Origin of the sequence: Halomonas sp. A11-A (assembly GCF_003182195.1) — a bacterium.
Taxonomy (GTDB): Bacteria; Pseudomonadota; Gammaproteobacteria; order Pseudomonadales; family Halomonadaceae; genus Halomonas; species Halomonas alkalicola.
Genome location: NZ_QGTM01000032.1, coordinates 1 through 25895 on the forward strand (window position 1 = coordinate 1; position 25895 = coordinate 25895).

Consider the following 25895-nt stretch of genomic DNA (forward strand, 5'->3'; position numbering starts at 1 on the left):
CTGGATGCGGCTACTGGTGCTTGGTGGATTGGTTAGGTTCTTGAAACTATAGCACTTTTAGCCGCTTCTTTTTATCCCTTCATGAGAAATCCGGGCTAGCAGCGGGCGCCAGGCCCTGAATCGCTTCGACCACCAAGGAGGGAGTTATTGTCAAGGTTTGTGTATGGCCGGTCAGGCGGCAGTCCTGTCTGACTGATCGGTTACTTGCTCACCATCCCGGAACCGGACGTTGTTAACGACCAGCTCCAGCTTGTTGAACCCCTTGATCCGCTTCCAGCGCTTCTGAGCGCTCTGAAGCAGCTTGAAGACCATCGCCAGGGTCGTCGCCCTGGAGCCGCAATTGCGGCTCCGCTTGCTGCGCAGGCGGACCGTGGCGAAGGTCGATTCGATCGGGTTGGTGGTGCGGATATGCACCCAGTGCTCTGCCGGGTAGTCGTAGAACGCCAGCAGCTCCTCCCGATCCTTGGCCAGGCACTCCATCGCTCTGGGGTACTTGGCCTCGAAGCGTTTTACTGTGCGATCGAAGGCCTTATGCGCCTCGTCGCGGGTCTCGGCCATCCAGATCTCGTGGAGGTCGGCCTTGACCTTGGGCTGCACGGATTTCGGCAGCTTATTCAGTACGTTGGCGGTCTTGTGGACCCAGCAACGCTGGTGGTCGGTCTCCGGATAGACCTTGCTCAGCGCAGCCCAGAAGCCCATGGCACCGTCGCCGACCGCCAGCTTGGGGGCCGTGGTCAGCCCGCGCTCGCGTAGCCCCGTGAGAAGCTCCTTCCAGCTGGCTTCCGACTCGCGTCGCCCATCCTCGACGGCCACCAGCTCCTTGTGACCCTGCTCGGTGACGCCGATGATCACCAGCAGGCACAGACGGTCATCCATGCGCACGTTGCTGTAGACGCCATCGGCCCACCAGTAGACGTATCGCCGATCGGCCAGCTTCCGCTTCCGCCACTCGGCATGCTCATCTTCCCACTGCTTCTTGAGCCGGGTCACGGTGGTGGCCGAGAGTCCCTTGGCCTGATCGCCCAGCAGGGCTGCCAGGGCCTCCTGGTAGTCGCCGGTGGAGATCCCCTTCAAGTAGAGCCAGGGGATCAACTCCTCGATGCTGCGGGCCCGCTTCAGGTAGGGCGGCAGCAGCGCGCTGCTGAAGGTCACCCCGTCGCCACTGCGGTCACGGACCCGGGGCACCTTGACCTCGACGTCACCGATGCCAGTCTGTACCGTGCGCTCGGGCAGGTAGCCGTTGCGCACCACGGCGCGGCGACCATCTTCCAGCGTCTTGTCGGCGTACTGTTCCAGGAACGTGCTCAACTCCGCCTCCACGGCCTTGGCGATCAGGTCTCGGGCCCCCTTGCGCAGCAGTTCATGCAGTGCATCGGTGGCACCGGCGTCTGGCTGCGTCACGGCTTGGAGAGTAGAATCGGTCATGGCGTATCCATCCTGTGTTGGTTGTGATCTGGAGTGATCAATCAACAGGATACGCCACCCTCTCTACTGCCCTCCATACACAAGAACTGAGCTTAACTCCAAGGAGGAGACACATGAGCAAAGACATCCGGACAATACTTGAGCGTTACCGCTCAGACAGAGCCCGTCTGATGGACATACTTTGGGATGTTCAGCATCTGTACGGGCACATTCCCGATGAGGTGCTGCCGCAACTAGCGGCCGAGTTGAACCTGTCCCCACTCGACATTCGGGAAACAGCGTCGTTCTACCATCTTTTCCATGACAAACCGTCGGGAAAGCATCGGATTTACCTGTGCAATTCCGTGATTGCCAAGATGAACGGCTATCAGGCGGTGCACGATGCCCTCGAGCGCGAGACTGGAGTCCGTTTCGGCGAAACCGACCCGAATGGAATGTTCGGCCTGTTCGAAACGCCCTGTATCGGACTCAGCGATCAGGAGCCGGCGATGCTGATCGACAAGGTGGTATTCACCCGCCTGAGGCCCGGAAAGATCGCAGACATCATCGCCCAGCTGAAACAGGGGCGGTCCCCGGCCGAGATCGCGAACCCGGCCGGGTTGCCCAGCGACGATATCGCCTATGTCGATGCCCTGGTGGAATCCAATGTGCGCACGAAGGGGCCGGTATTCTTCCGTGGCAGGACGGATTTCAAGGCCGTGCTCGACCACTGCCTGACGCTCAGGCCCGAACAGGTGATCGACGAGATCATCGAATCCAAGCTGCGCGGACGCGGGGGCGCCGGGTTCTCGACCGGGCTGAAGTGGCAGCTTTGCCGGCGTGCTTTGAGCGACACGAAGTACGTCATCTGCAATGCCGACGAAGGCGAGCCCGGGACCTTCAAGGACAGGGCCCTGCTGACACGCTCGCCCAAGGAGGTATTCATCGGAATGGCGATCGCCGCCCATGCCATCGGCTGCCGCCATGGCATCGTTTACCTCCGCGCGGAGTACTTTTATCTCAAGGATTATCTGGAACGACAGCTTCAGCAGCTCAGGGATGACGGGTTGCTGGGACGCGCTATTGGCGTCCGGCGGGACTTTGATTTCGATATCCGTATTCAGATGGGGGCCGGCGCTTATATCTGCGGTGACGAGTCGGCCCTCATCGAGTCCTGCGAGGGAAAACGCGGCACGCCACGGGTGAAACCTCCCTTTCCGGTGCAGCAGGGGTATCTGGGAAAACCCACCTGCGTCAACAACGTCGAGACCTTTGCCGCCGTCTCCCGAATCATGGAGGAAGGCGCCGACTGGTTCAGGGCGATGGGAACGCCGGACTCCGCCGGCACCCGACTGCTGAGTGTTGCCGGCGATTGCAGCAAGCCGGGGATCTACGAGGTGGAATGGGGCGTGACGCTCAACGAGGTACTGGCGATGGTCGGAGCGAAGGAGGCGCGGGCCGTTCAGATCAGCGGGCCCTCGGGTGAGTGCGTGTCGGTGGAGAAGGATGGCGAACGCAGGCTCGCGTACGAGGATCTTTCCTGCAATGGTGCGTTCACGATCTTCAACCGGAACCGTGACCTGCTGGACATCGTCAAGGACTACATGCAGTTCTTCGTCGATGAGTCCTGCGGCATTTGCGTGCCGTGCCGGGCCGGCAACGTCGACCTGCACAGGAAGGTCGAATGGGTGATCGCCGGCAAGGCGTGCCAGAAGGATCTGGACGACATGGTCAGTTGGGGAGCGCTGGTGCGCAAGACCAGTCGATGTGGTCTTGGCGCCACCTCTCCCAAACCCATCCTGACGACGCTGGAGAAGTTTCCCGAGATCTATCAGGACAAGCTGGTGAGGCACGAGGGCCCGCTGCTGCCGTCGTTCGACCTCGATACCGCCTTGGGCGGGCATGAGAAGGCGCTGAAGGAACTGGAGGAGGCAAAAAAATGAGCATTCAGATCACGATCGACGGCATCACGGTCACGACGGAGGAAGGGCGAACGCTGGTGGACGTCGCCGCAGAAAACGGCGTGTATATCCCGACGCTGTGCTACCTCAAGGACAAGCCCTGTCTTGGCACCTGCCGGGTGTGTTCGGTAAAAGTGAATGGCAACGTGAACGCGGCGTGTACGGTGCGGGTCTCCAAGGGCTTGAATGTCGAGGTCAATAGCCCTGAAATGGTCGATATGCGCAAGGCGCTGGTCGAATTCCTGTTCGCGGAGGGAAACCACAACTGCCCGAGCTGCGAAAAGAGTGGCCGTTGCCAGCTGCAGGCGGTCGGCTACGAGGTGGACATGATGGTCTCGCGCTTCCCGTACCGTTTCCCGGTTCGCGTACAGGACCAGGCTTCGGAGAAGATCTGGCTGGAGCGGGATCGCTGCATCTTCTGCCAGCGCTGTGTCGAGTTCATCCGCGACAAGGCGACCGGCAGGAAGATCTTCAGCATCAGCCAGCGCGGTTCCGAGTCGCGCATCGAAATCGATGTCGAACTCGCGAACGCCATGCCGCCGGAGCAAGTCAAGGAAGCGGTTGCGATCTGCCCGGTTGGCACCATTCTCGAGAAACGGGTCGGCTACGACGACCCCATCGGACAACGCAAGTACGAAATCCAGTCGGTGCGCGCACGCGCGCTGGGCCTGGAAGGAGTGGACAAATGAGCACCGCCGCAAAGAACGAGCTTGCGTCGCACGAGTTGCCTGCGACGCCGATGGATCCGGCGCTGGCCGCAAACCGCGAGGGCAAGATCAAGGTGTCCATGATCGGTCTGTGCGGTTGCTGGGGCTGCACCTTGTCCTTTCTCGACATGGACGAGCGGCTCCTGCCGCTGTTGGAGAAAATCACCATCCTGCGCTCGTCGCTGACCGATATCAAACGAATCCCCGAGCGCTGTGCGATCGGATTCGTCGAAGGCGGCGTTGCGAACGAGGAGAACATCGAAACGCTGGAGCACTTCCGCGAGAACTGCGACATCCTGATCTCGGTCGGGGCGTGCGCGGTGTGGGGCGGTGTGCCCGCGATGCGCAACGTCGTCGAGCTGAAGGACTGCCTGGCGGAGGCCTACGTCAACTCGGCGACCGCCGTGGCGGGCGCCAAGGCCGTCATCCCGTTCCATCCGGATATTCCCAGGATCACCACCAAGGTTTACCCCTGTCATGAGGTGGTCAAGATGGATTATTTCATCCCGGGGTGTCCTCCGGATGGAGACGCCATCTTCAAGGTCCTGGACGATCTGGTCAACGGGCGTCCATTCGATTTGCCGAGCTCGATCAATCGCTACGATTGATAAACGGAGGTAATGTCATGAGCAGAAAACTGGTTATCGATCCCGTGACCCGTATCGAGGGTCACGGCAAGGTCACGGTGCACCTGGATGACGACAATAACGTCATCGACGCCAAGCTGCACGTCGTGGAATTCCGGGGTTTCGAAAAGTTCATCCAGGGCCATCCCTACTGGGAGGCGCCGATGTTTCTGCAGCGTATCTGCGGCATCTGCTTTGTCAGCCACCACCTGTGCGGGGCCAAGGCGCTGGACGACATGGTCGGTGTCGGCCTGAAATCCGGCATCGATGTCACACCGGCCGCGGAGAAAATGCGCCGCCTCGGCCACTACGCGCAGATGCTCCAATCCCATACGACGGCCTATTTCTATCTGATCGTGCCGGAGATGCTGTTCGGGATGGACGCGCCGCCTGAGCAGCGCAACGTGCTCGGCCTGATTGAGGCCGATCCCGAGCTGGTGAAAAGAGTCGTGATGCTGCGCAAATGGGGCCAGGAAGTCATCAAGGTGGTGTTCGGCAAAAAAATGCACGGCATCAACTCGGTGCCCGGTGGCGTCAACAAGAATCTGAGCATTGCCGAGCGCGACCGTTTGCTGAACGGGGAAGAAGGCCTTCTGGCGATGGATCAGGTCATCGACTTCGCACAGGATGGACTGCGCCTGTTCTACGACTTCCATGAAAAGCACCGGGCGCAGGTGGACAGTTTCGCCGACGTACCCGCACTCAACATGTCCCTGGTCGATGCCGACGGCAATGTGGACTACTACCACGGCAAGCTGCGTATCGTCGACGACGACAAGAACATCGTCCGCGAACTCGATTATCACGACTACCTGGATCACTTCAGCGAAGCGGTCGAGGAGTGGAGCTACATGAAGTTCCCTTACCTCAAAGACCTGGGAAGGGAAAAGGGTTCGGTGCGCGTCGGGCCGCTGGGCCGCATGAACGTGACGAAGACGCTCTCGACGCCGCTCGCCCAGGAGGCGCTGGAACGCTTCCATGCCTACACGAAGGGGCGGGCGAACAACATGACCCTGCACACCAACTGGGCACGGGCCATAGAAATCCTCCACGCCGCGGAGGTCATCAGGGAATTGCTGCACGACCCGGACCTGCAGAAGGATCAGCTGGTGTTGACGCCGCCCGCCGGCGCGTGGACCGGCGAAGGGGTCGGTGTGGTCGAAGCGCCACGTGGAACCTTGCTCCACCATTACCGTGCCGACGAGCGCGGCAATATCACCTTCGCCAACCTGGTCGTCGCCACCACTCAAAACAACCAGGTCATGAATCGCACGGTGCGCAGCGTCGCCGAGGACTACCTGGGCGGGCACGGCGAGATTACCGAGGGCATGATGAACGCCATCGAGGTGGGCATACGCGCATACGATCCTTGCCTGAGCTGCGCCACCCACGCCCTGGGGCAGATGCCGCTGGTGGTTTCGGTCTATGACGCGGCGGGGGGGCTGATCGATGAACGCACCCGCTGAGTTTCCCCTCGTGACCCTTGAGGATTTCGACGATCCGTCGAGCCTGATTTATGGCATCGGCAACGTCGGTCGGCAGGACGACGGACTGGGCTGGGCCTTGATCGACTGGCTGGAAGCGGAGTCGCTGTGCCCGAAAGCGGAAATCCAGAGGCACTATCAACTGCATCTCGAGGATGCCGACCTCATCAGCCGCAAGAGGCGGGTGTTGTTTATCGATGCCACGAAGGACGCCTCGGTGGAATCATTCACGTTGGAGCGCGCAGAACCGAAAATGGACTTCAGCTTTACCTCGCACGCGATCTCGATTCCATCGATCATGGCGACCTGTCAACAGTGTTTTCAGCGCTTGCCCGAAGTGTATGTGCTCGCGATCAGGGGGTATGAATGGGAACTCAAAATGGGGTTGACCCAGAGGGCAAGGCAAAACCTGGACGATGCGACCGCTTATCTCGCGATGCGGCGGAGTGTCGAGTCTCGTGAATTTAGTTAGACGGAGAACGTAATGAAAGAACTGGAAATCGACAGGATCGCCACGATGATCTATGAAGCCCCATTGGGCGAGTATATCGGCCGAGATGGCGCCGGCATCCTTGCAGAACATGCCGTCAGTGAGTGCCGCCTCAAGGATGGTGAGTTTCTCTACCGACAAGGAGAGAGCGCGAGCAGCTTCTATATCGTGACCGAAGGGCGTTTGGCCCTTGTCAAGGCGCGAAGCGCCGTGGGCAAGGAGCGCATCGTGCACGTGTACGAAGAGGGCGATCTGGTCGGTGAGTTGAGCTTTGTCGACCAAACCCCGTATACGTTATCGGTTCGCGCGCTGGGCGAAGCATCTCTTCTCTGCTTCAACGCGGACGGCATCGAGCCGCTGATCACGGAACAGCCGTTGCTCATCTACAATTTCATGCGCGCCATCATCAAGCGCGTCCACCACGTGGTTGCCACCGTCGGAGAGCACGAGATGGAGTTGCAACAGTACATCTCGACGGGGGGCAAGGGACGGAGTTAAACGCCAACGCTGGGCGCATCCGGCGCATGCCTCGTTACCACGGCGGTGAATCAACTGCACGTCGCCGGTGGCCTGGATGTGATCTGCACCATGTGCATCGGGATCGGCCAAGGCATCGCAGCCGTGTTGGAGCGTGTCTGAAATCGTCCTGATTTGTATGCGTCGTCTCCTGGTGGCGTTTGCTTCCTCCCCGCCGCCGGGCTTTGGCCGGATCATTGAACGGCTCGGTGATCCGGCTGAGTCTTCCTAATGTTCGCTAGCGATATGACCCCCTTGAACTTGCTCGGTCCCGTCTGTAGCCGGGCGCGCAGCGATCAGCACAAGAGGATGAAAACCATGCCTTTGACAATTGGAGTGCCGACTGAAACTGTGCATGGCGAGCGTCGCCTGTGTGTCGTGCCGGACGTGGTCAAAAGATATCTCGGGCTCGGCGCGCAACTGCTGATACAGTCCGGTGCCGGCCAGCCCGCGCATCTGCGCGACGAGATGTTCGGGGACGTTCGCTTTGCCGCAAAGTCGGAAGAAGTGTATTCAACCGCAGATGTCGTACTGTGCGTGCAACCGCCGTCGGTAGAACTGATCGCAACGATGAAGCCGGGCAGCGTGCTGCTCGGCATGCTGCAGCCGTGGTCGGATGCGACACGCGCGCAGCAGCTGATGGACAAGCAGATCACTTCGTTTGCGCTGGAGCTGCTGCCGCGGATCACCCGCTCGCAGAGCATGGACGCGCTGTCGAGCCAGGCCGCGGTTGCGGGCTACGAGTGCGCGCTGATCGCGGCCGATCACTGCCCAAAGTTTTGGTTCTTCGCGGAGTCTGGGGGAAGAGCGAGTTGACAGTCAGGGAAGCAGGTAAATTGGCAGTCGCCAAACACACCCTTCACCTGTCCCTGCTGTCGCCGTGCATCCTATTGATCTTGCTGCTTTCTGGCCAGGCTACGACGCCGTTGCCTGTCGCCCATCTACCGATAACACCCTCCTCATTGAGCTTGAACCTCAAGCCGGCTCTCTTCCTAAGTGCGGGCGTTGTGGCCAGTTCAGCCCGTTGATTCACGATCGCCGGATTCGTCTGGTGCGTGATCGTGATCTGTTCGATCAGCGCGTCCTGCTTCAACTACCAGTGCGCCGAGTCGATTGCCTGAGTTGTGGGCGGGTGACCGAGCGGATCGACTGGTTGGAGCCAGCATCTCGGCTGACCCAGCGGTTACGGATATGGCTCGAAAGCTTGCTGCGGCTGCTGCCGATCAGCCACGTCAGCCAGCTCACCGGCCTGCACTGGCACACCCTCAAAACGCTCGATAAACGACGCCTTCAAGCCGAGGTAGGCACCTTCGATTCAACCGGTGTCCGCCGCCTGGTGATGGACGAGTTCGCCCTGCACAAAGGGCATCGCTATGCCACGGTCATCATGGATGCCGAGCGAACGCGGGTGTTGTGGGTCGGCCACGGCAACAGCCGCGAGGCGGTCCGCCCGTTCTTTGAATTGCTCGGCAAGCACTGCCAGCAGATAGAGGCGGTGGCCATGGACATGAACACGGCTTTTGATCTGGAGGTGAAGAAGCATTGCCCGCAAGCCGAAGTGGTGTACGACCTGTTTCACGTCGTCGCGCGCTATGGTCGGGATGTGATCGACCGTATCCGGGTTGACCAGGCCAACCTCCTGCGCGAAGACAAGCCGGCACGAAAGGCGGTCAAGCAAAGCCGCTGGCTGCTGCTGCGCAATCGCAACAACCTGAAGGACGGACAAGCCGTGCAGCTTCAAGAACTACTCGCGGCCAACCAGCCGCTGGCTACGGTCTATGTCCTCAAGGATGCGCTGAAGGATGTCTGGTTCGCCCCCAGCGTACGAGAGGGCTGGCGCCGCTGGCGAACCTGGTTGCGGCACGCCCGGGACAGCGGCCTCGCACCGCTACAGCGCTTCGCTCGCAACCTGCGCAAATACGCCCGAGGCATCCTCGCCAGTGCCAACTTCCACATGCATACCAGCGTCCTTGAGGGCGTCAACAACCGCATCAAGGTGATCAAGCGTATGGCCTATGGTTTTCGGGACTCGGAATACTTCTTCCTGAAAATCAAGGCTGCCTTCCCCGGGAAAGCGCGATGAACCAAAGTTTTTCCCTATGCTGACCTACGCCGCGGGCACGATCCGTCCGGCGAAGGTGCTCGTGATCGGGGCGGGCGTCGCGGGGCTGCAGGCGATCGCCACGGCGCGGCGGATCGGCGCGATGGTGGAAGCCTATGACGTGCGTGCCGAGACGCGCGAGCAGATCGAGTCGCTCGGCGCGAAATTCGTCGACACCGGCGTGTCGGCAGAGGGCACGGGCGGCTACGCGCGCGAGCTCACGGACGAGGAAAAGGCGAAGCAGGCGGAGCGCCTCGCGAAGGCCGTTGCGCAGTGCGACGCGTTGATCACGACTGCCGCCGTCCCCGGTAAGCGCGCCCCGCGCATCATCACCGCCGACATGATCGCGCGGATGAAGCCGGGTGCGGTCGTCGTCGATATGGCGGCCGAATCCGGCGGCAATGTCGAGGGCACGGTTGCGGGCAAGAAGACCTGGATCAACGACGTCCTCGTCATCGGCCCGGCCCACATCGCCAGCCGCATGCCCGTGCACGCGTCCGAGATGTACGCCAGGAACCTCTTCAACTTCCTCTCGCCATTCATCAAGGAGGGCACACTCGCGCTCGACTGGGAAGACGAAGTGATCGCCGGTACCTGCCTCACCCACGCGGGGGTGCTCAAACACGTGGGCGTGCGGAAGGCGCTGGGACTCATGGCCGAAATGGAGGTGGCTTGAATGGAAGGCATTGCCGCGTTGTATATCTTCATGCTGGCCGCGTTCACCGGTTACGAGGTGATCGCGCGCGTGCCGGTGATCCTGCATACCCCGCTGATGTCGGGCTCGAACTTCGTGCACGGCGTCGTGCTCGTCGGTGCGATGGTGGTGCTCGGCGACGCCGATCCGGCCGATTCGGTGCAACTCGCGATCGGCTTCGTCGCAGTGTTCCTCGGCGCGGCGAACGCTGCCGGCGGTTACGTCGTGACCGAGCGCATGCTCGCGATGTTCAAGCCGGGCGCCAACAAGGCGGGAGGTGCGCAATGAGCGACGTCATCCAGTTGGCGTACTTCGCAGTGGCCGTGGTCTTCATTCTCGGCCTGAAGGCGATGAGCTCGCCGGTCTCCGCCCGCAAGGGCATCGTGTGGGCCGGCTACGCGATGGTCGCGGCCACCCTTATCACACTGCTTAAACCGGGCATGGAAAATTACGGCCTGATGATCACCGCCATTGTGCTCGGCGGTGCCGTCGCGTGGTGGTCCGGCAAGGTCGTCAAGATGACTGACATGCCGCAGATGGTCGCGATCTACAACGGCATGGGCAGCGGCGCGGCAGCGGCGATCGCAGCGCTCGAGTTCGCGCGCGGCAGCATGCATGGCAGCTTCGCTGCGACGCTTGCGGTGCTTGGTGCGCTGATCGGCTCGGTGGCGTTCTCGGGGTCATGCATCGCCTTCGCAAAGCTGCAGGGCATCATGACCAAGGCGTGGCGGCTGCCGGCGCAGAACGTGGTGAATGTTGCGCTCGCCGGGATTGCCCTGGTGCTCGGCGGCGCGATCATCTTTGGCAGCACTCCGGCGTCAGAAATGGTGATCGCATTTTTCGTGGTTGCGCTTGCCCTCGGCGCAATCCTCACCAGCCCGATCGGCGGCGCCGACATGCCGGTTGTGATTTCGCTCCTGAACGCATTCACAGGCCTCGCGGTCGGTTTCGAGGGTTACGTGCTCGGCAACCCGGCGCTGATCGTCGCGGGCATCGTCGTCGGTGCGTCCGGTACGCTGCTGACGCAGTTGATGGCGAAGGCGATGAACCGCCCGATCAAGAACATCATCTTCACGCCGATCACCGGCGCGGCGGCGGGTGGTGGCGAGGCGATCGGGGGCTCGATGAAGGAGCTCTCCGCACTGGACGGCGCTTCGGTGATGCGCTACGCGTCCAAGGTCATCATCGTGCCGGGCTACGGCATGGCGGTCGCCGGTGCGCAGCACAAGGTGTGGGAGATGGCGCAGTTGCTGGAAGAAGGTGGCGTCGAGGTCGTGTTCGCGATCCATCCGGTCGCGGGCCGCATGCCGGGTCACATGAACGTGCTGCTCGCGGAGGCCGGCGTGCCCTACGACAAGATCTTCGACCTCGAGGAGATCAACGCCGACTTCCCGCAGGCGGATGTGGCGCTCGTGATCGGCGCGAATGACGTCGTGAACCCGGTCGCGCGCACCGACAAGTCGAGCCCGATCTACGGCATGCCGATCCTCAACGTCGACATGGCGCAGAACGTCATCGTCGTGAAACGCGGGCAGGGCGCGGGCTACTCGGGCATCGAGAATGCGCTGTTCTTCAAGGACAACTGCCGCATGCTGTACGGCAGTGCGCAGCAGATCATCGGCGAAGTCATCACCCATGTGAAGGCGCTGGAGGTCTAATTTGTGCCCATCCAGAAACTAATAAACTGCTGATTTTCAAATAATAATTCTGAGAATGGATAAAAAAATCCTCTTGGTTCTGGTATGTTTTAAGTGCGAACAAAAAACATCAACAACCAAGAGGATCCCGCATGCGAGAAACCCGCAATGCTCAGGCCAGTATATTCGAACATTACTCGAATCACGAGTATGGCATCCGGCTCCAGAAGCTGTCGGAGGTCCTGGACAGGCACCCCGGGATTCTGGATCTGGTGGCTGCGGACTTGATAGATACGTCCGTTGCCGCCGTGGGGCGAACCGGCCTCAGCGCAGAGAGTGTTTTGCGTTGCCTGCTGCTGAAGCAACAACGGGGTTTGAGCTATGAGCAACTGGCGTTTCATTTGTCGGACTCGGTAACCTACCGAACGTTTGCCCGATTGCCGGCTCACCTGTCACCCAGCCGGTCCTGCCTGCAGTCCACCATCCGGAGTATCAAGCCGGAAACCCTGGAGCAGGCGCATCAGGTACTGACAAGAAGCCTGCTGGACACGGGGGTGGCTTCCCTGGATAAGCTGCGCATCGACAGTACCGTGGTGGCCAGCCCTATTGCTCCGCCCAGTGACAGCCAGTTGCTGAATGATGGCGTGCGTGTGATCAGTCGGCTGCTGGCAAAAAGTAAAACCGACACCGGCCTGAAGGTCCGCTTTACGGACAAGCGCAAAGCGGCAAAGTCACTGGCCTTTCGCATATTCAACGCAAAGCAGGCGGTCAAGAACGAACTCTATCCCGAGTTGCTGAAGATCACTCGACGGGTCGTGAAGCAGGCGGATCGGGGACATCAGCAGGTCGTTGACGGTACCGAGGCTTGCGCCGCCACACGGAAATGGCTGGAGGCTCTGGCACACTACAGAGACCTGACCGCGCGGGTGATCGAGCAAACGGAACGTCGAGTCATCCAGGGCGAGCGGGTGCCCTCGGGGGACAAAATCGTCAGCCTGTTCGAGCCGCACACAGATATTATCGTCAAGGGATTCCGGGATGTGCAGTACGGCCACAAGATCAACCTGAGCAGCGAAGTGAGAGGTTTTATTACCGCGTTAACCATCGAAGAGGGCAATCCCGGTGACAAGACCCTGTTCCTGCCGGTTCTGGATTATCACCGTTCTGTTCTGGGCAAGTTGCCCCGTTCAGTGGTTGCCGATGGCGGCTACGCCAGTCAGGCGAACGTCGCGGCCGGACGCGCCATGGGGCTTAAGCACGTTGTATTTCACAAACCCGTGGGCGTATCGCTCACCGCGATGGGCGTGAAGTCGAAGACCTTTAAGGCGCTGCGGCATTTCCGTGCCGGCATTGAGGGCAATATCTCAGAATTGAAACGGGCCTTTGGTGCCGCGAAAGCGATGTGGAAAGGTCACGATGGCTTCAAGGCGTTTGTCTGGGCCTCGGCTCTGAGTTACAACCTGGTTCGGCTGGCACGACTCGGCCCCGATTAGCCTACGGCTTGGGCCTCAAAAGCTGTTGAAAGGATGCATGGCCAGGCCTTGCAGTGCATACCTGTGGCCTGAATTTGGACTGATTGATCAGGTAATGGCCAAACTGACCGGTATTCAATCGCCTTCAATTTTTTGAAGGCACTCAGCTAAGCGCCTATTTCCAGAAATGAGCCAAACTGGTTCAAAACGCGTGTTTCTGGATGGGCACTAATTTGATACAGTCAAATTAAGAGGAAGTAGAATTTCTTCATAACCTAGTCCAGGGGAGCGGAATGGAAGCACTGCCGAACGATTGGGTGGCCCTGGCCGCGCTGGTCTTCATGCTGGGCGTCAAGCACGGCTTCGATGCCGATCATCTCGCCACCATCGATGGCCTGACCCGTTTCAACCTGCGCCATGGCGCCCCCGTCGCCCGTGCCTGCGGCATCCTGTTCTCGCTGGGGCACGGCACGGTGGTCATCGCCATCGCCCTGGCCGTCAGCACCCTGGCCCGCCGCTGGCAGGTGCCCGGCTGGCTGGAGGCCAGCGGTGCCTGGATTTCCATCGGCTTCCTCGTCGCGCTCGGCGTCATCAACCTGCGCGCCGTGCTCACCACGCGGCACGACGAGGTGGTGCAGCCCGTGGGTCTGAAGGGCCGCTGGCTCGGTCGGCTGCAGCATGCCTCCCATCCCCTGGCCGTCGCCGCCGTCGGCGCGCTGTTCGCCCTGTCCTTCGACACCGTCAGCCAGGCCGCCCTGTTCGCCGCCGCCGGCGCGCAGTATGGCGGATGGGGCCACGCCCTGGCGCTCGGGCTGCTGTTCACCCTCGGCATGCTGGTGATGGATGGCATCAACGGGCTGTGGATCTCCCGCCTCATCCGCCGCACCGACCAGATGGCCCTCGTCGCCTCCCGCGTCATGAGCCTGGCGGTGTCAGGCACCAGCCTGCTGGTGGCGGCCTTCGGCGTCATGAGGCAACTGCTGCCCGCCGTGGACGCCTGGAGCGACGGCAAGGAGCTGGCCTTCGGGCTGTCCGTGGTGTGCGTCATCGCTGGTAGCTTTTTTCTTGCGCTGCGCCTGACCCGGGTGCCGGCGGTGGCAGCGGCGCGGCCCATGCGGTTCGTCGAATAGCCGGGCCGCATCCGGCCACGCGCCGCATTCGTCTACCCGGCTGGCAACGTAGCGTTTAAGCTGCGCAGATTTTTAACCGGACACTACTGAGATCCGATCATGTTTGAGCGATTGTTCAAATATCCCTCTGCCTCGGCGCGCCATCGTCAAGGGCCGTTGGCGGACGCCCGAGAGCAATTTCGGCAGCACACTGCGCCGACCAACGAATGGCGCACGGTACCTCGCTTCGGATCGCCCGTGGACTACTGATGATCGCCCAGCAAATGGATACCGTCGCCGAGGCGCTGGTCACCCCCCGGCAAGCCGGACAAGGTCGTGGTCGTTGCCTGCTGCGCAAACTGCTGACTATCATGAATGCCATCCTCAAAACCCAGACGCCGTGGATAGCGAAATGCGCTTGATTTTGAACACGGTTGCTCCACGTCTGCCCCGATTGCTACCGGCCGGAGCGAAAGTGGCTGGGCGGGATTCGCACCCGCTGAAAGACAGCGCCTTTGCACGGCGCACTCCGACAGGCTGCTCGCGGGTGGACACGGCGCGTGACATGCTGCTACACTGCCTGCAGGCGAGCGGTGCGCACGTTCGGCGCTCCGCGATCGTTGCCTCCACTGAGTGGGATTTTCATCCGCAGGGTGCCTTTCGCATCGAGGCCCTCGGCAAGCGCGCGACCGACGACGAGACATTGAAAACCTATCTGGACGCCTTGGCGCTGACGCTCGATCCCTGCGTCGCTGACGAGGTCAGGCTGCACGATGCATGAGATGTCGCTGGCCGAGGGCGTGCTGCAGATCGTCGAGGACGCGGCACGGAGCCAAGGCTTCTCCCAAGTGACCGCGGTGAGGCTGGAGATCGGCCGGCTGTCCAGCGTCGAGCCGGAGGCGCTGCGCTTCTGCTTCGACGTGGTGGTGCGCGGCAGCCTGGCGGAAGGGGCGCGTCTGGAGATCGTGGATATCCCCGGCACGGGCTGGTGCCTGCAGTGCAGTGAGACGGTGCCGGTCAATGCGCTGTACGACTCCTGCCCGCGCTGCGGCAGCAGCCAGGTGCAGCCCACTGGCGGCACGGAAATGCGCGTCAGGGATCTGGAAGTGGCGTGACCTCACGTCAGGACAAGGAGACAGAATCGAATCATGTGTACCATCTGCGGCTGCGGCGCCGGCGAAACCCGCATCGAAGGCCAGGAACTGGAGCATACGCACGAGCACGTGCATGCCGACGGCACCGTCCATGCCCATGCCCACCCTCCTCACGAACAGGATCACCATTACGCGGATCATGACCACGACCACGCTCATGCCCACCGCGCCGTGCGCGGCACCGACCATCTGCACAACGGTCACGGACCCGCTGGTGCCCATGCCCCAGGCATGAGCCAGGCGCGGATGGTGAAAATCGAGCAGGACATCCTCGGCAAGAACAACGCCTACGCGGCGCAGAACCGCCGCTGGTTCGATGAGCACGGCGTGTTCGCGCTGAACTTCGTCTCCAGCCCCGGCTCCGGCAAGACCACGCTGCTGGTGCGCACCATCGAGGCGCTGCAATCCACCTGCGGGCTGGCCGTCATCGAGGGCGACCAGCAGACCTCCTTCGACGCCGAGCGCATCCGCGCCACCGGCGTGCGCGCCCTGCAGATCAACACCGGCAAGGGCTGCCACCTGGACGCCTACATGGTAGGTCACGCCCTGGAGCAGCTGCGGCCGCAGGACGAGAGCGTGCTGCTGATCGAGAACGTGGGCAACCTGGTGTGTCCTTCCGCCTTCGACCTGGGCGAAGCCCACAAGGTGGTGATCCTCTCCGTCACCGAGGGGGAAGACAAGCCCCTCAAGTATCCGGACATGTTCCGGGCTGCCAGCCTGATGTTGCTCAACAAGTGCGATTTGCTGCCGCACCTGTCCTTCGACGTGGAGCGGACCATCGAGTATGCCCGGCGCGTGAATCCCGCGCTGCACGTGATCCGCACCTCGTCCACCACCGGTGAAGGCTTCGCCGAGTGGCTGGCGTGGATCACTGAAGGACTGGTCGGCCAGCGCGCCAAGCGCAGCCAGAACGTGGACCTGCTGCGCGCCCGCGTCGCCGAGCTGGAAGCGGAGCTGGCGGTGCTCAAGCGCTGATCGCCGAGCCCGCATGCTGATGCCGCGAACCCAGCGCCAGCCCCGGCCCGTCCGCATCCGCATCCGCGTGCGCGGCGTGGTGCAGGGCGTGGGCTTCCGGCCCTTCGTTTATCGCCTGGCGCAGGAACTGGGCGTCGCCGGCTGGGTGCGCAACGACGGCGCCGGCGTGGACATCGAGGTCCAGGGGAGCGCCGCGGCCATCGCCGAGCTGCGCGAGCGGCTGCGCCGCGACGCGCCGCCCCTGGCGCGAGTGGATGAGATCGGCGAGGAACGCTGCGCGGTACAAGCCGACGCCGACGGCTTTGCCATCCTCGAGAGCAACCGTTCCGATGCCGCCGTGCACACCGCCATCGGCCACGACACGGCGGTGTGCGCCGACTGCCTGGCGGAGCTTTTCGACCCCGCGGACCGGCGCTACCGTTACGCCTTCATCAACTGCACCCAGTGCGGCCCGCGCTACACGCTGACGCGCGCGCTGCCCTACGACCGCGCCACCACCAGCATGGCGCCGTTCCCGCAGTGCCCGCCCTGTCTGGGCGAGTACCAAGCGCCGGAGCATCGCCGCTTCCACGCCGAGCCCAACGCCTGTCCGGATTGCGGCCCCAGCTTGATGCTGCTCGATGCGCAGGGCATGCCGGTGCCGGGCGTAGACCCGATTGCCGGAACGGTGGCGCGCGTGCTGCGCGGCGAGATCGTCGCCATCAAGGGCCTGGGCGGCTTCCATCTCGCCTGTGACGCGCGTAATGCCGAGGCGGTGGCGCGGCTGCGCGACCGCAAGCAGCGCGAGGAGAAGCCCTTCGCGGTGATGGTCGCCAACCCGGTGACGGCGGCGCAGTGGGGCGATGTCTGCAGCGGCGCAGAGATCCTGCTCGCGGCGCCGGAGCGCCCCATCGTGCTGCTGCGCAAGCAGCGCATCGTCGACGAGCAGCTGCACGGCGTGGCGCCGGGACTCGCCTGGCTGGGCGTGATGTTGCCCCATACGCCGCTGCAGTACCTGCTGTTCCACGAGGCGGCCGGCCGGCCCGACGGGCTCGCCTGGCTCACGCAGCCGCAGCCGCTGGTGCTGGTGATGACCAGCGCCAACCCCGGCGGCGAGCCGCTGGTCATCCGAAACCATGTGGCGCTGCAACGCCTCGCCGGCATCGCCGATGCCTTCCTCCTTCACGACCGCGAGATCCTGGTGCGCTGTGATGATTCTGTGGTGAGAGCCGAACCCACCGATCACCCATCGCAGCAATTCATTCGTCGTGCTCGGGGTTACATACCGCGTGCCATCAAGCTCGCCCGCAGCGGTCCGTCGGTGCTGGCGCTGGGCGGCTACTTCAAGAACACCGTGTGCCTGACCCGCGGTGACGAAGCCTTCGTTTCCCAGCATGTGGGCGATCTCGACAACGCCGCCACCTGTGAGGCGATGATCGAGGCGGTGGCCCATCTGCGGCAGGTGCTGGACATCCAGCCGCGGCTCGTCGCCCACGACCTGCATCCGGAATTCTTCAGCACGCGCCACGGGGCGGAGCTGGCGGCGGAATGGGCCGTGCCCGCCGTCGCCGTGCAGCACCATCACGCCCACATCGCTGCGGTGCTGGCCGAGCACCGCTCGGACGGGCCCGCCATCGGCTTGGCGCTGGACGGCGTCGGCCTGGGCAATGATGGCCAAGCGTGGGGTGGCGAACTGCTGCTGGTGGACGGCGGCTCCTGCAAACGCCTCGGTCACTTGCGCCGGCTGCCGCTGCCCGGCGGCGACCGCGCGGCGCGCGAGCCTTGGCGCATGGCTGCCGCCGCGCTGCACCTGATGGGGCGTGGCGAGGAGATCGCAGAGCGCTTTCCGCAGCAGCCGGGGGCGAAGATGGTGAACCGCATGCTGGCCCAGCGGTTGAACGCGCCGCTCACTTCCAGCATGGGCCGCTGGTTCGACGCCGCCGCCGGCCTGCTGGGCACGCGCGAGACCATGGCCTACGAGGGCCAGGCGGCGATGCTGCTGGAAGGGCTGGCCGAGCGCTGGGGCGAGGGGCTGGCGCTGCGCGATGCCTGGCGCATCGGCGCGGACAACGTCCTGGATCTGCTGCCGCTGCTGGAGGCGCTGTCCGCCGAAGCAAACCCGGCGCGCGGTGCGGCGCAATTCCATGCTACGCTGGTGGCGGCGCTGGAAGCTTGGGCCGTCGCGGCGGTCCAGGACACCGGCGTGCGCACCGTCGCCTTCGGCGGCGGCTGCTTCCTCAACCACATCCTCGTCCGCAACCTGGGTCGACGCCTGGCGGCACGCGGCCTGACCGTGCTGACGGCGCAGCAGCTGCCGTCCAATGACGGCGGCATCGCCCTCGGTCAGGCCTGGGTGGCGCTGCGGTGGGCGCCTCAACTTATGGAATAGTAGAAACATGTGCCTTGCTATACCCGCACGCATCGCGGAGAAACTCGACAACGACATGGCCCTCATCGACCTGGGCGGCGTGCGCAAGGAGATCTCGCTGGCGCTGGTGGATGACGTCGCCGTGGGCGACTACGTCATCGTGCACGTGGGCTACGCACTGACGAAGCTGGATCCCGAAGAGGCGGAACGCACCCTGAAGCTGTTCGCCGAAGCCGGCATGGTGCAGACGGAGGGTGCGTCATGAAATACGTGGACGAATTCCGGGACGGCGAGCTGGCCCGTACCCTGGCGGCGAAGATCGCCCGCGACGCCGACTCCGGGCGCAGCTACAGTTTCATGGAGTTCTGCGGCGGCCACACCCACGCCATCTCCCGCTACGGTGTCAGCGATCTGTTGCCCGCCAACGTGCGCATGATCCACGGCCCCGGCTGCCCGGTGTGCGTGCTGCCCATCGGCCGCATCGATCTCGCCATCAAGCTCGCGTTGGAGCGTGGTGTGATCCTCTGCTCCTATGGCGACACGCTGCGCATCCCCGCCTCCGAGAGCCTGTCGCTGCTCAAGGCCAAGGCCCGCGGTGCGGACATCCGCATGGTCTACTCGGCGGCCGACGCGCTGGCCATCGCCCAGCAGAATCCCCAGCGCGAAGTGGTGTTTTTCGCCATCGGCTTCGAGACCACCACGCCGCCCACCGCGCTGGTGATCAAGCAGGCCGAGGCGGCCCGCGTCACCAACTTCAGTGTGCTGTGCAACCACGTGCTGACGCCTTCGGCCATCATCACCATCCTCGAGTCGCCGGAGGTGCGCAAGCTGGGTACCGTGCCGCTGGACGGCTTCGTCGGCCCCGCCCATGTCAGCACCGTGATCGGCAGTCGGCCCTACGAATTCTTCGCCGAGGAGTACCGCAAGCCGGTGGTGATCGCCGGCTTCGAGCCGCTGGACGTGATGCAGGCCATCCTCATGCTGGTGACGCAGGTCAACGAGGGCAGAGCCGAGGTGGAGAATGAATTCACTCGCGCCGTCACCCGAGACGGCAACCAGAAGGCCCAGGCCTTGGTGTCGGAAGTCTTCGAGCTGCGCTGCTCCTTCGAATGGCGCGGCCTGGGCGAGGTGCCCTACAGCGCCCTGCGCATCCGCGCCAGCTACCGCCTGTTCGACGCCGAGGCCCGCTTCGGCCTCGCCTACCGGCCGGTGCCCGACAACAAGGCCTGCGAATGCGGCGCCATCCTGCGCGGCGTGAAGAAGCCCACCGACTGCAAGCTCTTCGCCACCGTGTGCACGCCGGAGAATCCGATGGGCTCCTGCATGGTGTCGAGCGAAGGGGCGTGCGCGGCGCATTACAGCTACGGGCGGTTCAAGGACATCGAAGTGGTGGTGGCAACTTGATGAATTTAACCGCAGAGACGCAGAGGCGCAGAGTTTTCTCCGTGTCTCGGCGCCTCTGCGGTGAGGATCGACGATGAGCGAAGTGAAGAAAGGCTATATCCGGCCGCTGGATTTCAAGCACGGCCGCATTGACATGAGCCACGGCGGCGGCGGGCGCGCCATGGCGCAGTTGATCGACGAGCTGTTCCTGCGCGCTTTCGACAATGAGTGGCTGCGCCAGTTGAACGATCAGGCCTGTTTCGCCGTCACCACGGGGCGCATGGTGATGGCCACTGATGCCCACGTGGTGTCGCCGCTGTTCTTCCCCGGCGGCGACATCGGCGGCCTGTCGGTGCATGGCACCATCAACGACGTGGCCATGGCCGGCGCCCGGCCGCTCTACCTCGCCGCCAGCTTCGTCATCGAGGAGGGTTTTCCGCTGGCGGACCTGCGGCGCATCGTGGACTCCATGGCCCAGGCGTCGCAGGAAGCGCGGGTGCCCATCATCACCGGTGATACCAAGGTCGTCGAGCAGGGCAAGGGCGACGGTGTTTTCATCACTACGACCGGCGTCGGCGTCGTGCCCGAGGGCGTGAGTATCAGCGGCGAGCGGGCCCGGCCGGGCGACCGCATCATCGTCTCCGGTGCCATCGGCGACCACGGCATGGCCATCATGTCGCAGCGGGAGAACCTGCGCTTCGACACCGAGATCGTCTCCGACACCGCGGCCCTGCACGGCCTGGTGACGGCGATGGTGATGGCGGTGCCCGACATCCACGTGCTGCGCGATCCCACCCGCGGCGGCGTCGCCACCACGCTGAACGAGATCGCCCGGCAGGCCGGCGTGGGCATGATGCTGGACGAGGCGGCGATTCCGGTGAATCCGCAGGTGGCGGCCGCCTGCGAATTCCTTGGCCTGGATCCGCTTTACGTCGCCAACGAGGGCAAGCTCGTCGCCATCTGCGCGGCGGGCGATGCAGATCGACTGCTGGAAGTGATGCGTGCCCATCCCCTGGGGGCCCGCGCCGCCGTCATCGGCGAAGTCACCGAAGATCCTCATCACTTCGTGCAGATGAAGACCGCCTTCGGCGGACGGCGCATCGTCGATTGGCTCTCCGGTGAGCAGTTGCCGAGAATATGTTGAGAGGTTGATTTTGAAACGCAGAGACGCCGAGACGCGGAGGAATTCAGAACAGGTTTTCTCGGCGCCTCGGCGCCTCGGCGTTTAATGCAGCGTGATTCATGCGAATACTCTTCCTCACCCACAGCTTCAACAACCTCACCCAGCGCCTCTACGTGGAACTCACCGGGCGCGGGCACGAGGTGTCCATCGAGTTCGACATCGCCGACAGCGTGGCCGAGGAGGCCGTCGCGCTGTTCCGGCCGGATCTCATCGTGGCGCCCTATCTGCGCCGGGCGATACCCGAGTCCATCTGGCGCCAGCACGTTTGCCTGGTGGTGCATCCGGGCATCGTCGGCGATCGCGGTCCCTCGGCGCTGGACTGGACGATCCAGGAGGGTGTGGATGAGTGGGGCGTCACGGTGCTGCAGGCCAACGGCGAGATGGATGCCGGCGACATCTGGGCCACCGAGACCTTTCCCATGTGCCTGGCGAAGAAGAGCAGCCTCTACCGCAACGAGGTGACGGCGGCGGCGACCCGCGCGGTGCTGGCGGCGGTCGGGCGCTACGCCGTGTATCGTTCCGGCGCATTCCGCCCGCGGCCGCTGGACTATGCGGATCCAAACGTGCGCGGCCGGCTGCGTCCGCTCATGAAGCAGGAAGACCGTAGCATCGACTGGCAGCGCGAGAGCACCGAGCAGGTGTTGCGCAAGCTCCACGCGGCGGACGGTTTCCCCGGCGTGCGCGACGAACTGTTCGGCGTGCCCTGTCATCTCTTCGACGCCCATGCGGAGTACCGCCTGCGGGGCGAGCCGGGCGCGCTGCTGGGGCGGCGTGAGGGTGCAGTGCTGCGCGCCACGGTGGATGGCGCGGTGTGGATCGGCCATGCGAAGCGCGCCGACCGCGATGATGCGCTGAAGCTGCCTGCCACCCTGGCCTTCGCCGAGGAGACGAAGGATCTGCCCGAGTACACCGTGCCCCTGTGGCGCGAAGAGGAGGGAGACTGGAGCCCGCTGCGCTACCATGAGGCCGGCGGCGTCGGCTACCTGCATTTCGATTTCTACAACGGCGCCATGGGCACGACGCAATGCCAGCGCCTGCTCGCCGCCTACGAGTTCGCGCGCAGCCGGTCCACGAAGGTCATCGTGCTCCTGGGCGGTGCGGACTTCTGGTCCAACGGGATCCACCTCAATCTCATCGAGGCGGCGGACAGCGCCGCCGATGAGTCCTGGCGCAACATCAACGCCATCGACGACGTGGCCCGCGCCGTCATCGAGACCGGCGGCCAGCTCACCGTCGCCGCGCTGCGCGGCAACGCCGGCGCCGGCGGCGCCTTCCTGGCGCTGGCGGCGGACGAAGTGTGGGCGCGCGAGGCGGCGATCCTCAACCCCCACTACAAGAACATGGGTAACCTCTACGGCTCCGAGTACTGGACCTACCTGCTGCCCAGGCGGGTGGGCATGGCGCGCGCCCGCGCCATCATGCAGAACCGCCTGCCCCTCGGCGCCGCGGAAGCGGCGCGGGAAGGCGTGGTGGATGCCTGCCTGTCCGGCGACGTGGCGGCCTTCACCGTGCAGGTGGTGGCCCGTGCCGAAGCGCTGGCCGCTGCGGTGGACCTGGCACAGCGGCTCGAGGAGAAGCGCGCGCGGCGCGTGCGCGACGAGGCCGTGAAGCCGCTGGCCGCCTATCGCGACGAAGAGCTGGAACACATGCGGCGCAACTTCTACGGCTTCGATCCCAGCTATCACGTGGCGCGCTATCATTTCGTGCGCCGCACGCCGCACTCGTGGACGCCGCGGCATCTGGCCGCACACCGCGACATCGATTGGGGGACAGGCCGCCTGAAGGCCGTGAAGCCATGACGACAAAAACCAGGTTGCCCACCGTGCTGGTGGTGGATGACGAGGTGCGCTCCCAAGAGGCGCTGCGCCGCACGCTGGAGGAGGAATTCGAGGTGCTCACCGCCTCCGGCGCGGGGGAGGCGCGAGGCATCATGGAGCGCGACTTCGTGCAGCTGCTGCTCTGCGACCAGCGCATGCCCGGCATGTCCGGCGTGGAGTTCCTCAAGCAGGTGCGCAGCCAGTGGCCGGACGTGGTGCGGATGATCATCTCCGGCTACACGGACTCCAAAGACATCATTGCCGGCATCAATGACGCTGGCATCTACCAGTACATCCTCAAGCCGTGGCAGCCGGAGCAGCTACTGCTCACCCTGCACAACGCCGCCGAGCTTTACCGGCTGCAGAGCGAGAACCAGCGCCTGGCGCTGGAGCTGCGCACCAGCGAGCCGGTGCTGAAGAAGCGCGTCCACGTTGGCGCGGCTGGTGGTGGTGACAATGGCCGTTTTCAGGCCGGCGGCCTTCGCTTCGCCCAGCTGGCGCGCCACGCCGGGACGAATCTCCACGAGGCCGGCGATCACGGCCTCGGTGTAGCGGCGCGTCTTGTCCTTGTGCAGGGCAGCGACGAACCCGTCCACGTCGCGTGCGGCGAGCAGGTCCGGGTGGTCCTCGGCCAGGAAACGCCGGATGCGCTCCTTGCCGCCGGAGACCTTGAGCAGAACGCGATAACGCTCCAGGCTCCAGTGCCCCAGTTTTGCACAGCCCCCGGCTCGGGAATCCCACCCGAGCCGTTCCACGAGGGGGCCAGGTCGTTCTTGGGACGGTCCGGCGAACGACTTGCCGGGCCCATCGCGGCGAAGGTGGCATTGAACGCCTGGCGGTGTAGCTGCTCGGTTTCGGCGAGGGTGCCGTCCACGTCAAAAAGCAGCGCCTTGAGCGTCATGACGTGACGCCTTCGGTGACCGGAGCGCACGACAGCGGCAGCGTCGAGGCGCCGGTGACCCGGTCGGCGACGCGGAAATCGCTGGTCAGGCGGTCCGCCGCCGCCGGGCGGAACAGATGGTCGGCGAAGGCGACGTGGGTAGGGTGTTGCTTGTAGCTCTCGATGACCTCTGGCGCGGCGAAGCGGATCAGCCACCGTGCCCTGAGTGCGCGCCACCAGGTCAATGCCAGTGTCGCGACCGTCCAGACCCTGCTCTTTCGCCCAGTCGCCGTACATCCAAACCTTGTCGTAGAGATCGCGGTAGGTGGCTTCGTTGCGCAGATAGGCGCAGATCAGCTCTTCGAAGTAAGTGCCCTTTTCGCGTTCGGTGACAGAGGCGGAGCGGTAAGTGTTGAGCAGAGCAGATAGGGCGGACATCGGGGAAAATTCCTTTTGGTTACACCAGGCGCGATGCTTGCGCCAAATTGGCCGAGTTTACTATGTGTAGCGGGATCTCATTCAGCTGAACGGCCCTGCTCGCCCAGCCGTGCCAGTATCCGCGCATCTTTGAGCGCATGATGTGGCGGCTCTTCGCCGCTGTAATCAGCGAAATCGAGTCGCAGTGCGTCTGGCTCCGGGCGCACGTTAGCCGGTAGCCCAGCAGGACCAGCAAGCCACAGCAGTAGCGGCCAGTCATGCGCCGGGGCGTCGGTGATAATCTCAACCGGGCCGAGGGTCTGCAGGAAAGCGATAAGCTCATCTCTGGCCTGTTCGATTGTGCGCCCATGCTTGGCTTGGTCGAGCTGTGGCGCGACTGTTTCAATTACAAAAGCCGAGCAGTCTGCCGGGGTCCAGGCGTCGGGCAGCTCCACATAGAACTCTTTGCCACCAGGCGCGACCAGGGCGAGGCTGATCAGCTTGGCCTCGCTTCGGTTGAGGCTCGTGAACTCGGTGTCGAGGTAGACCCGTGTGAGCGTCATTCTTCCTCCAGCGTGCAGGCCAATGCTGCGAGGGTTTCCGGTGCAGATAGGCCCAGGTTCGGATCAGTCTGAATCAGCCTGTGAAGCTCTGCGTTTGCCCAACCCTGCGCGTCGTCGTCAACGGCGATCCAGCGGTGCGGGTGCGGCGCGCTCAGTCGCGCCAGATACGCTTTGATCTGCTCGTAGCGGGTCTGATTGTCCCATGGAATGTAATCGGGCCACCCCTTGCCCATCGCCGAGTGCCAGGTAGCTCCAACGACTTTGGCTGCCAGCTCAACTGGCAGCGCCTTTCGTGCTCGATGAAATCCGATATTTCGTACCCACGAGGTCGAGATGCCCCCCGGAAACCTTAATGGGAGTAACAAAATCGATTTTCTTTGATGCAACGTTACACCCACCAGCGTATATCCTTTCTGAATCGGCATAATCAGTGATTATATTGCCATCCCTCGTGCCAGAAATAGATATAGGGAAACGGTCGTTAGAACAAACCAGTTCTTCGAATCCGCCTAGAAAAACACCGTCAGGTCACCACCAAAGGTCGACTGTATCAGCTCATGATCCACGAAGGCTTTGACAGGCGCAGAAAGAAAAAGCCCATCCACGAAGGATGGGCAACTGATGAATCGCATTGTGAGTCTCCTTTACCGGATAGGCAAAGGAATAAAATATACCTAAATATTGATTTGTTACTCCAAATGGATTATAATTTTCAACTTTTATTAATATGCTATTACAGTTATCGCTCTCAAGGAGCGTCGGCACATGGCTTTAAAATATCGACCTGAAATAGATGGACTACGAGCTCTCGCAGTCTTCCCCGTCATATTGTTTCACGCAGGGCACCCGTGGTTCACTGGCGGATTTCTAGCCCGGATTTCTCATGAAGAAGGTAGCATGATGAAGGAAGAAGCGGCTTAAAGTGTTAGAATTCAAGTTCCTACACAAAAACCCACACTAAAAGCCGCTATCCAA

General features: G+C 63.1%; 28 protein-coding genes and 1 pseudogene. 24 read left to right on the forward strand and 5 right to left on the reverse strand.

Annotation, left to right across the window (positions count from 1 at the left end; translation table 11 throughout):
• Positions 1-171 precede the first annotated feature (171 nt).
• Complete coding sequence (locus tag DER72_RS14720; protein ID WP_110070716.1) at positions 172-1425, reverse strand: IS256 family transposase; 1254 nt, start codon at positions 1423-1425, stop codon at positions 172-174.
• 113 nt (positions 1426-1538) lie between these two features.
• Between DER72_RS14720 and DER72_RS14725 the strand changes: the two genes are divergently transcribed.
• The 24 genes from DER72_RS14725 (at position 1539) to DER72_RS14840 (ending at position 23968) form a co-directional block, all read left to right on the forward strand.
• Complete coding sequence (locus tag DER72_RS14725) at positions 1539-3347, forward strand: NAD(P)H-dependent oxidoreductase subunit E (protein WP_055399953.1); 1809 nt, start codon at positions 1539-1541, stop codon at positions 3345-3347.
• Complete coding sequence (locus DER72_RS14730; RefSeq protein WP_011516266.1) at positions 3344-4054, forward strand: 2Fe-2S iron-sulfur cluster-binding protein; 711 nt, start codon at positions 3344-3346, stop codon at positions 4052-4054. The genes DER72_RS14725 and DER72_RS14730 overlap by 4 nt, the downstream gene beginning before the upstream one ends.
• Positions 4051-4680 (forward strand): NADP oxidoreductase, encoded by a 630-nt coding sequence (locus DER72_RS14735; RefSeq protein WP_011516267.1) that lies wholly within the window; start codon positions 4051-4053, stop codon positions 4678-4680. Before DER72_RS14730 ends, DER72_RS14735 begins: the two co-directional genes overlap by 4 nt.
• A gap of 17 nt (positions 4681-4697) precedes the next feature.
• Entirely contained in the window at positions 4698-6164 is a 1467-nt protein-coding gene (locus DER72_RS14740) for a Ni/Fe hydrogenase subunit alpha (protein ID WP_011516268.1), read from the forward strand.
• Positions 6148-6654: a hydrogenase maturation protease gene (locus tag DER72_RS14745; RefSeq protein ID WP_011516269.1), complete on the forward strand. Its 507-nt coding sequence runs from the start codon at positions 6148-6150 to the stop codon at positions 6652-6654. The genes DER72_RS14740 and DER72_RS14745 overlap by 17 nt, the downstream gene beginning before the upstream one ends.
• A gap of 12 nt (positions 6655-6666) precedes the next feature.
• A complete protein-coding gene (locus DER72_RS14750) occupies positions 6667-7170 on the forward strand; it encodes a Crp/Fnr family transcriptional regulator (RefSeq protein ID WP_011516270.1) in 504 nt (167 codons plus the stop codon).
• A gap of 9 nt (positions 7171-7179) precedes the next feature.
• Positions 7180-7311: a hypothetical protein gene (locus tag DER72_RS14755; protein WP_082219896.1), complete on the forward strand. Its 132-nt coding sequence runs from the start codon at positions 7180-7182 to the stop codon at positions 7309-7311.
• Between the two features lie 195 nt (positions 7312-7506).
• On the forward strand, positions 7507-8004 hold the full coding sequence (locus tag DER72_RS14760) for a hypothetical protein (RefSeq protein WP_219983311.1): 498 nt from the start codon (positions 7507-7509) through the stop codon (positions 8002-8004).
• A gap of 64 nt (positions 8005-8068) precedes the next feature.
• On the forward strand, positions 8069-9271 hold the full coding sequence (locus DER72_RS14770; protein ID WP_031297637.1) for an ISL3 family transposase: 1203 nt from the start codon (positions 8069-8071) through the stop codon (positions 9269-9271).
• Entirely contained in the window at positions 9246-9965 is a 720-nt protein-coding gene (locus tag DER72_RS14775; RefSeq protein ID WP_258306324.1) for a hypothetical protein, read from the forward strand. Before DER72_RS14770 ends, DER72_RS14775 begins: the two co-directional genes overlap by 26 nt.
• Positions 9966-10271 (forward strand): NAD(P) transhydrogenase subunit alpha, encoded by a 306-nt coding sequence (locus DER72_RS14780; protein WP_041240119.1) that lies wholly within the window; start codon positions 9966-9968, stop codon positions 10269-10271.
• Entirely contained in the window at positions 10268-11641 is a 1374-nt protein-coding gene (locus tag DER72_RS14785) for an NAD(P)(+) transhydrogenase (Re/Si-specific) subunit beta (protein WP_110070717.1), read from the forward strand. The genes DER72_RS14780 and DER72_RS14785 overlap by 4 nt, the downstream gene beginning before the upstream one ends.
• A gap of 131 nt (positions 11642-11772) precedes the next feature.
• Positions 11773-13113: an ISNCY-like element ISMaq5 family transposase gene (locus tag DER72_RS14790; RefSeq protein WP_011783936.1), complete on the forward strand. Its 1341-nt coding sequence runs from the start codon at positions 11773-11775 to the stop codon at positions 13111-13113.
• A gap of 272 nt (positions 13114-13385) precedes the next feature.
• Positions 13386-14222, forward strand: coding sequence for a nickel transporter (locus DER72_RS14795; protein WP_011516273.1), 837 nt, complete (start codon positions 13386-13388; stop codon positions 14220-14222).
• Positions 14223-14470: 248 nt separating this feature from the next.
• Positions 14471-14623, forward strand: coding sequence for a hypothetical protein (locus tag DER72_RS16225; protein ID WP_175145324.1), 153 nt, complete (start codon positions 14471-14473; stop codon positions 14621-14623).
• Positions 14614-14982 carry a hypothetical protein gene (locus tag DER72_RS16065; protein WP_146209070.1) on the forward strand — a complete coding sequence of 123 codons (369 nt, stop codon included), beginning with the start codon at positions 14614-14616 and terminating at the stop codon, positions 14980-14982. The genes DER72_RS16225 and DER72_RS16065 overlap by 10 nt, the downstream gene beginning before the upstream one ends.
• A complete protein-coding gene (hypA, locus tag DER72_RS14805) occupies positions 14975-15316 on the forward strand; it encodes a hydrogenase maturation nickel metallochaperone HypA (RefSeq protein ID WP_011516275.1) in 342 nt (113 codons plus the stop codon). The genes DER72_RS16065 and hypA overlap by 8 nt, the downstream gene beginning before the upstream one ends.
• A gap of 33 nt (positions 15317-15349) precedes the next feature.
• Positions 15350-16330 (forward strand): hydrogenase nickel incorporation protein HypB, encoded by a 981-nt coding sequence (gene hypB / locus DER72_RS14810; protein WP_110070718.1) that lies wholly within the window; start codon positions 15350-15352, stop codon positions 16328-16330.
• Between the two features lie 13 nt (positions 16331-16343).
• Positions 16344-18698 carry a carbamoyltransferase HypF gene (hypF, locus tag DER72_RS14815; protein ID WP_110070719.1) on the forward strand — a complete coding sequence of 785 codons (2355 nt, stop codon included), beginning with the start codon at positions 16344-16346 and terminating at the stop codon, positions 18696-18698.
• A gap of 7 nt (positions 18699-18705) precedes the next feature.
• The gene (locus DER72_RS14820; protein ID WP_041240127.1) at positions 18706-18942 is read left to right on the forward strand and encodes a HypC/HybG/HupF family hydrogenase formation chaperone; all 237 of its coding nucleotides are present in this window, start codon (positions 18706-18708) and stop codon (positions 18940-18942) included.
• A complete protein-coding gene (gene hypD, locus DER72_RS14825; RefSeq protein ID WP_110070720.1) occupies positions 18939-20081 on the forward strand; it encodes a hydrogenase formation protein HypD in 1143 nt (380 codons plus the stop codon). The genes DER72_RS14820 and hypD overlap by 4 nt, the downstream gene beginning before the upstream one ends.
• Before the next feature lie 73 nt (positions 20082-20154).
• Complete coding sequence (gene hypE / locus DER72_RS14830; protein WP_011516280.1) at positions 20155-21204, forward strand: hydrogenase expression/formation protein HypE; 1050 nt, start codon at positions 20155-20157, stop codon at positions 21202-21204.
• Positions 21205-21302: 98 nt separating this feature from the next.
• Positions 21303-23042: a hydrogenase maturation protein gene (locus DER72_RS14835; RefSeq protein WP_011516281.1), complete on the forward strand. Its 1740-nt coding sequence runs from the start codon at positions 21303-21305 to the stop codon at positions 23040-23042.
• Positions 23039-23968: a response regulator gene (locus DER72_RS14840; protein WP_110070721.1), complete on the forward strand. Its 930-nt coding sequence runs from the start codon at positions 23039-23041 to the stop codon at positions 23966-23968. Before DER72_RS14835 ends, DER72_RS14840 begins: the two co-directional genes overlap by 4 nt.
• Here the strand turns inward: DER72_RS14840 and DER72_RS14845 are convergent.
• From DER72_RS14845 to DER72_RS14860, 4 genes and pseudogenes are all read right to left on the reverse strand, one after another.
• Positions 23958-24185 carry a Dabb family protein gene (locus DER72_RS14845; protein WP_110070722.1) on the reverse strand — a complete coding sequence of 76 codons (228 nt, stop codon included), beginning with the start codon at positions 24183-24185 and terminating at the stop codon, positions 23958-23960. The two genes, DER72_RS14840 and DER72_RS14845, sit on opposite strands and share 11 nt — an antisense overlap.
• 28 nt (positions 24186-24213) lie before the next feature.
• Positions 24214-24378 (reverse strand): annotated as a pseudogene (locus tag DER72_RS16680) (hypothetical protein); the annotation flags it as partial.
• 77 nt (positions 24379-24455) lie between these two features.
• Positions 24456-24920, reverse strand: a complete 465-nt coding sequence (locus tag DER72_RS14855; protein WP_110070723.1) for a hypothetical protein — start codon at positions 24918-24920, stop codon at positions 24456-24458.
• Positions 24917-25318, reverse strand: a complete 402-nt coding sequence (locus DER72_RS14860) for an HAD domain-containing protein (protein ID WP_219983314.1) — start codon at positions 25316-25318, stop codon at positions 24917-24919. Before DER72_RS14860 ends, DER72_RS14855 begins: the two co-directional genes overlap by 4 nt.
• Positions 25319-25895: the final 577 nt, after the last annotated feature.

What these genes read in the sequence shown, in the direction of transcription:
- DER72_RS14720 (WP_110070716.1), bottom strand. Translation starts at nt 1,425, where the DNA reads ATGACCGATTCTACTCTCCAAGCCGTGACGCAGCCAGACGCCGGTGCC.
- DER72_RS14725 (WP_055399953.1), top strand. Translation starts at nt 1,539, where the DNA reads ATGAGCAAAGACATCCGGACAATACTTGAGCGTTACCGCTCAGACAGA.
- DER72_RS14730 (WP_011516266.1), top strand. Translation starts at nt 3,344, where the DNA reads ATGAGCATTCAGATCACGATCGACGGCATCACGGTCACGACGGAGGAA.
- DER72_RS14735 (WP_011516267.1), top strand. Translation starts at nt 4,051, where the DNA reads ATGAGCACCGCCGCAAAGAACGAGCTTGCGTCGCACGAGTTGCCTGCG.
- DER72_RS14740 (WP_011516268.1), top strand. Translation starts at nt 4,698, where the DNA reads ATGAGCAGAAAACTGGTTATCGATCCCGTGACCCGTATCGAGGGTCAC.
- DER72_RS14745 (WP_011516269.1), top strand. Translation starts at nt 6,148, where the DNA reads ATGAACGCACCCGCTGAGTTTCCCCTCGTGACCCTTGAGGATTTCGAC.
- DER72_RS14750 (WP_011516270.1), top strand. Translation starts at nt 6,667, where the DNA reads ATGAAAGAACTGGAAATCGACAGGATCGCCACGATGATCTATGAAGCC.
- DER72_RS14760 (WP_219983311.1), top strand. Translation starts at nt 7,507, where the DNA reads ATGCCTTTGACAATTGGAGTGCCGACTGAAACTGTGCATGGCGAGCGT.
- DER72_RS14780 (WP_041240119.1), top strand. Translation starts at nt 9,966, where the DNA reads ATGGAAGGCATTGCCGCGTTGTATATCTTCATGCTGGCCGCGTTCACC.
- DER72_RS14785 (WP_110070717.1), top strand. Translation starts at nt 10,268, where the DNA reads ATGAGCGACGTCATCCAGTTGGCGTACTTCGCAGTGGCCGTGGTCTTC.
- DER72_RS14790 (WP_011783936.1), top strand. Translation starts at nt 11,773, where the DNA reads ATGCGAGAAACCCGCAATGCTCAGGCCAGTATATTCGAACATTACTCG.
- DER72_RS14795 (WP_011516273.1), top strand. Translation starts at nt 13,386, where the DNA reads ATGGAAGCACTGCCGAACGATTGGGTGGCCCTGGCCGCGCTGGTCTTC.
- DER72_RS16225 (WP_175145324.1), top strand. Translation starts at nt 14,471, where the DNA reads ATGATCGCCCAGCAAATGGATACCGTCGCCGAGGCGCTGGTCACCCCC.
- DER72_RS16065 (WP_146209070.1), top strand. Translation starts at nt 14,614, where the DNA reads ATGCGCTTGATTTTGAACACGGTTGCTCCACGTCTGCCCCGATTGCTA.
- hypA (WP_011516275.1), top strand. Translation starts at nt 14,975, where the DNA reads ATGCATGAGATGTCGCTGGCCGAGGGCGTGCTGCAGATCGTCGAGGAC.
- hypB (WP_110070718.1), top strand. Translation starts at nt 15,350, where the DNA reads ATGTGTACCATCTGCGGCTGCGGCGCCGGCGAAACCCGCATCGAAGGC.
- hypF (WP_110070719.1), top strand. Translation starts at nt 16,344, where the DNA reads ATGCTGATGCCGCGAACCCAGCGCCAGCCCCGGCCCGTCCGCATCCGC.
- DER72_RS14820 (WP_041240127.1), top strand. Translation starts at nt 18,706, where the DNA reads ATGTGCCTTGCTATACCCGCACGCATCGCGGAGAAACTCGACAACGAC.
- hypD (WP_110070720.1), top strand. Translation starts at nt 18,939, where the DNA reads ATGAAATACGTGGACGAATTCCGGGACGGCGAGCTGGCCCGTACCCTG.
- hypE (WP_011516280.1), top strand. Translation starts at nt 20,155, where the DNA reads ATGAGCGAAGTGAAGAAAGGCTATATCCGGCCGCTGGATTTCAAGCAC.
- DER72_RS14835 (WP_011516281.1), top strand. Translation starts at nt 21,303, where the DNA reads ATGCGAATACTCTTCCTCACCCACAGCTTCAACAACCTCACCCAGCGC.
- DER72_RS14840 (WP_110070721.1), top strand. Translation starts at nt 23,039, where the DNA reads ATGACGACAAAAACCAGGTTGCCCACCGTGCTGGTGGTGGATGACGAG.
- DER72_RS14855 (WP_110070723.1), bottom strand. Translation starts at nt 24,920, where the DNA reads ATGACGCTCACACGGGTCTACCTCGACACCGAGTTCACGAGCCTCAAC.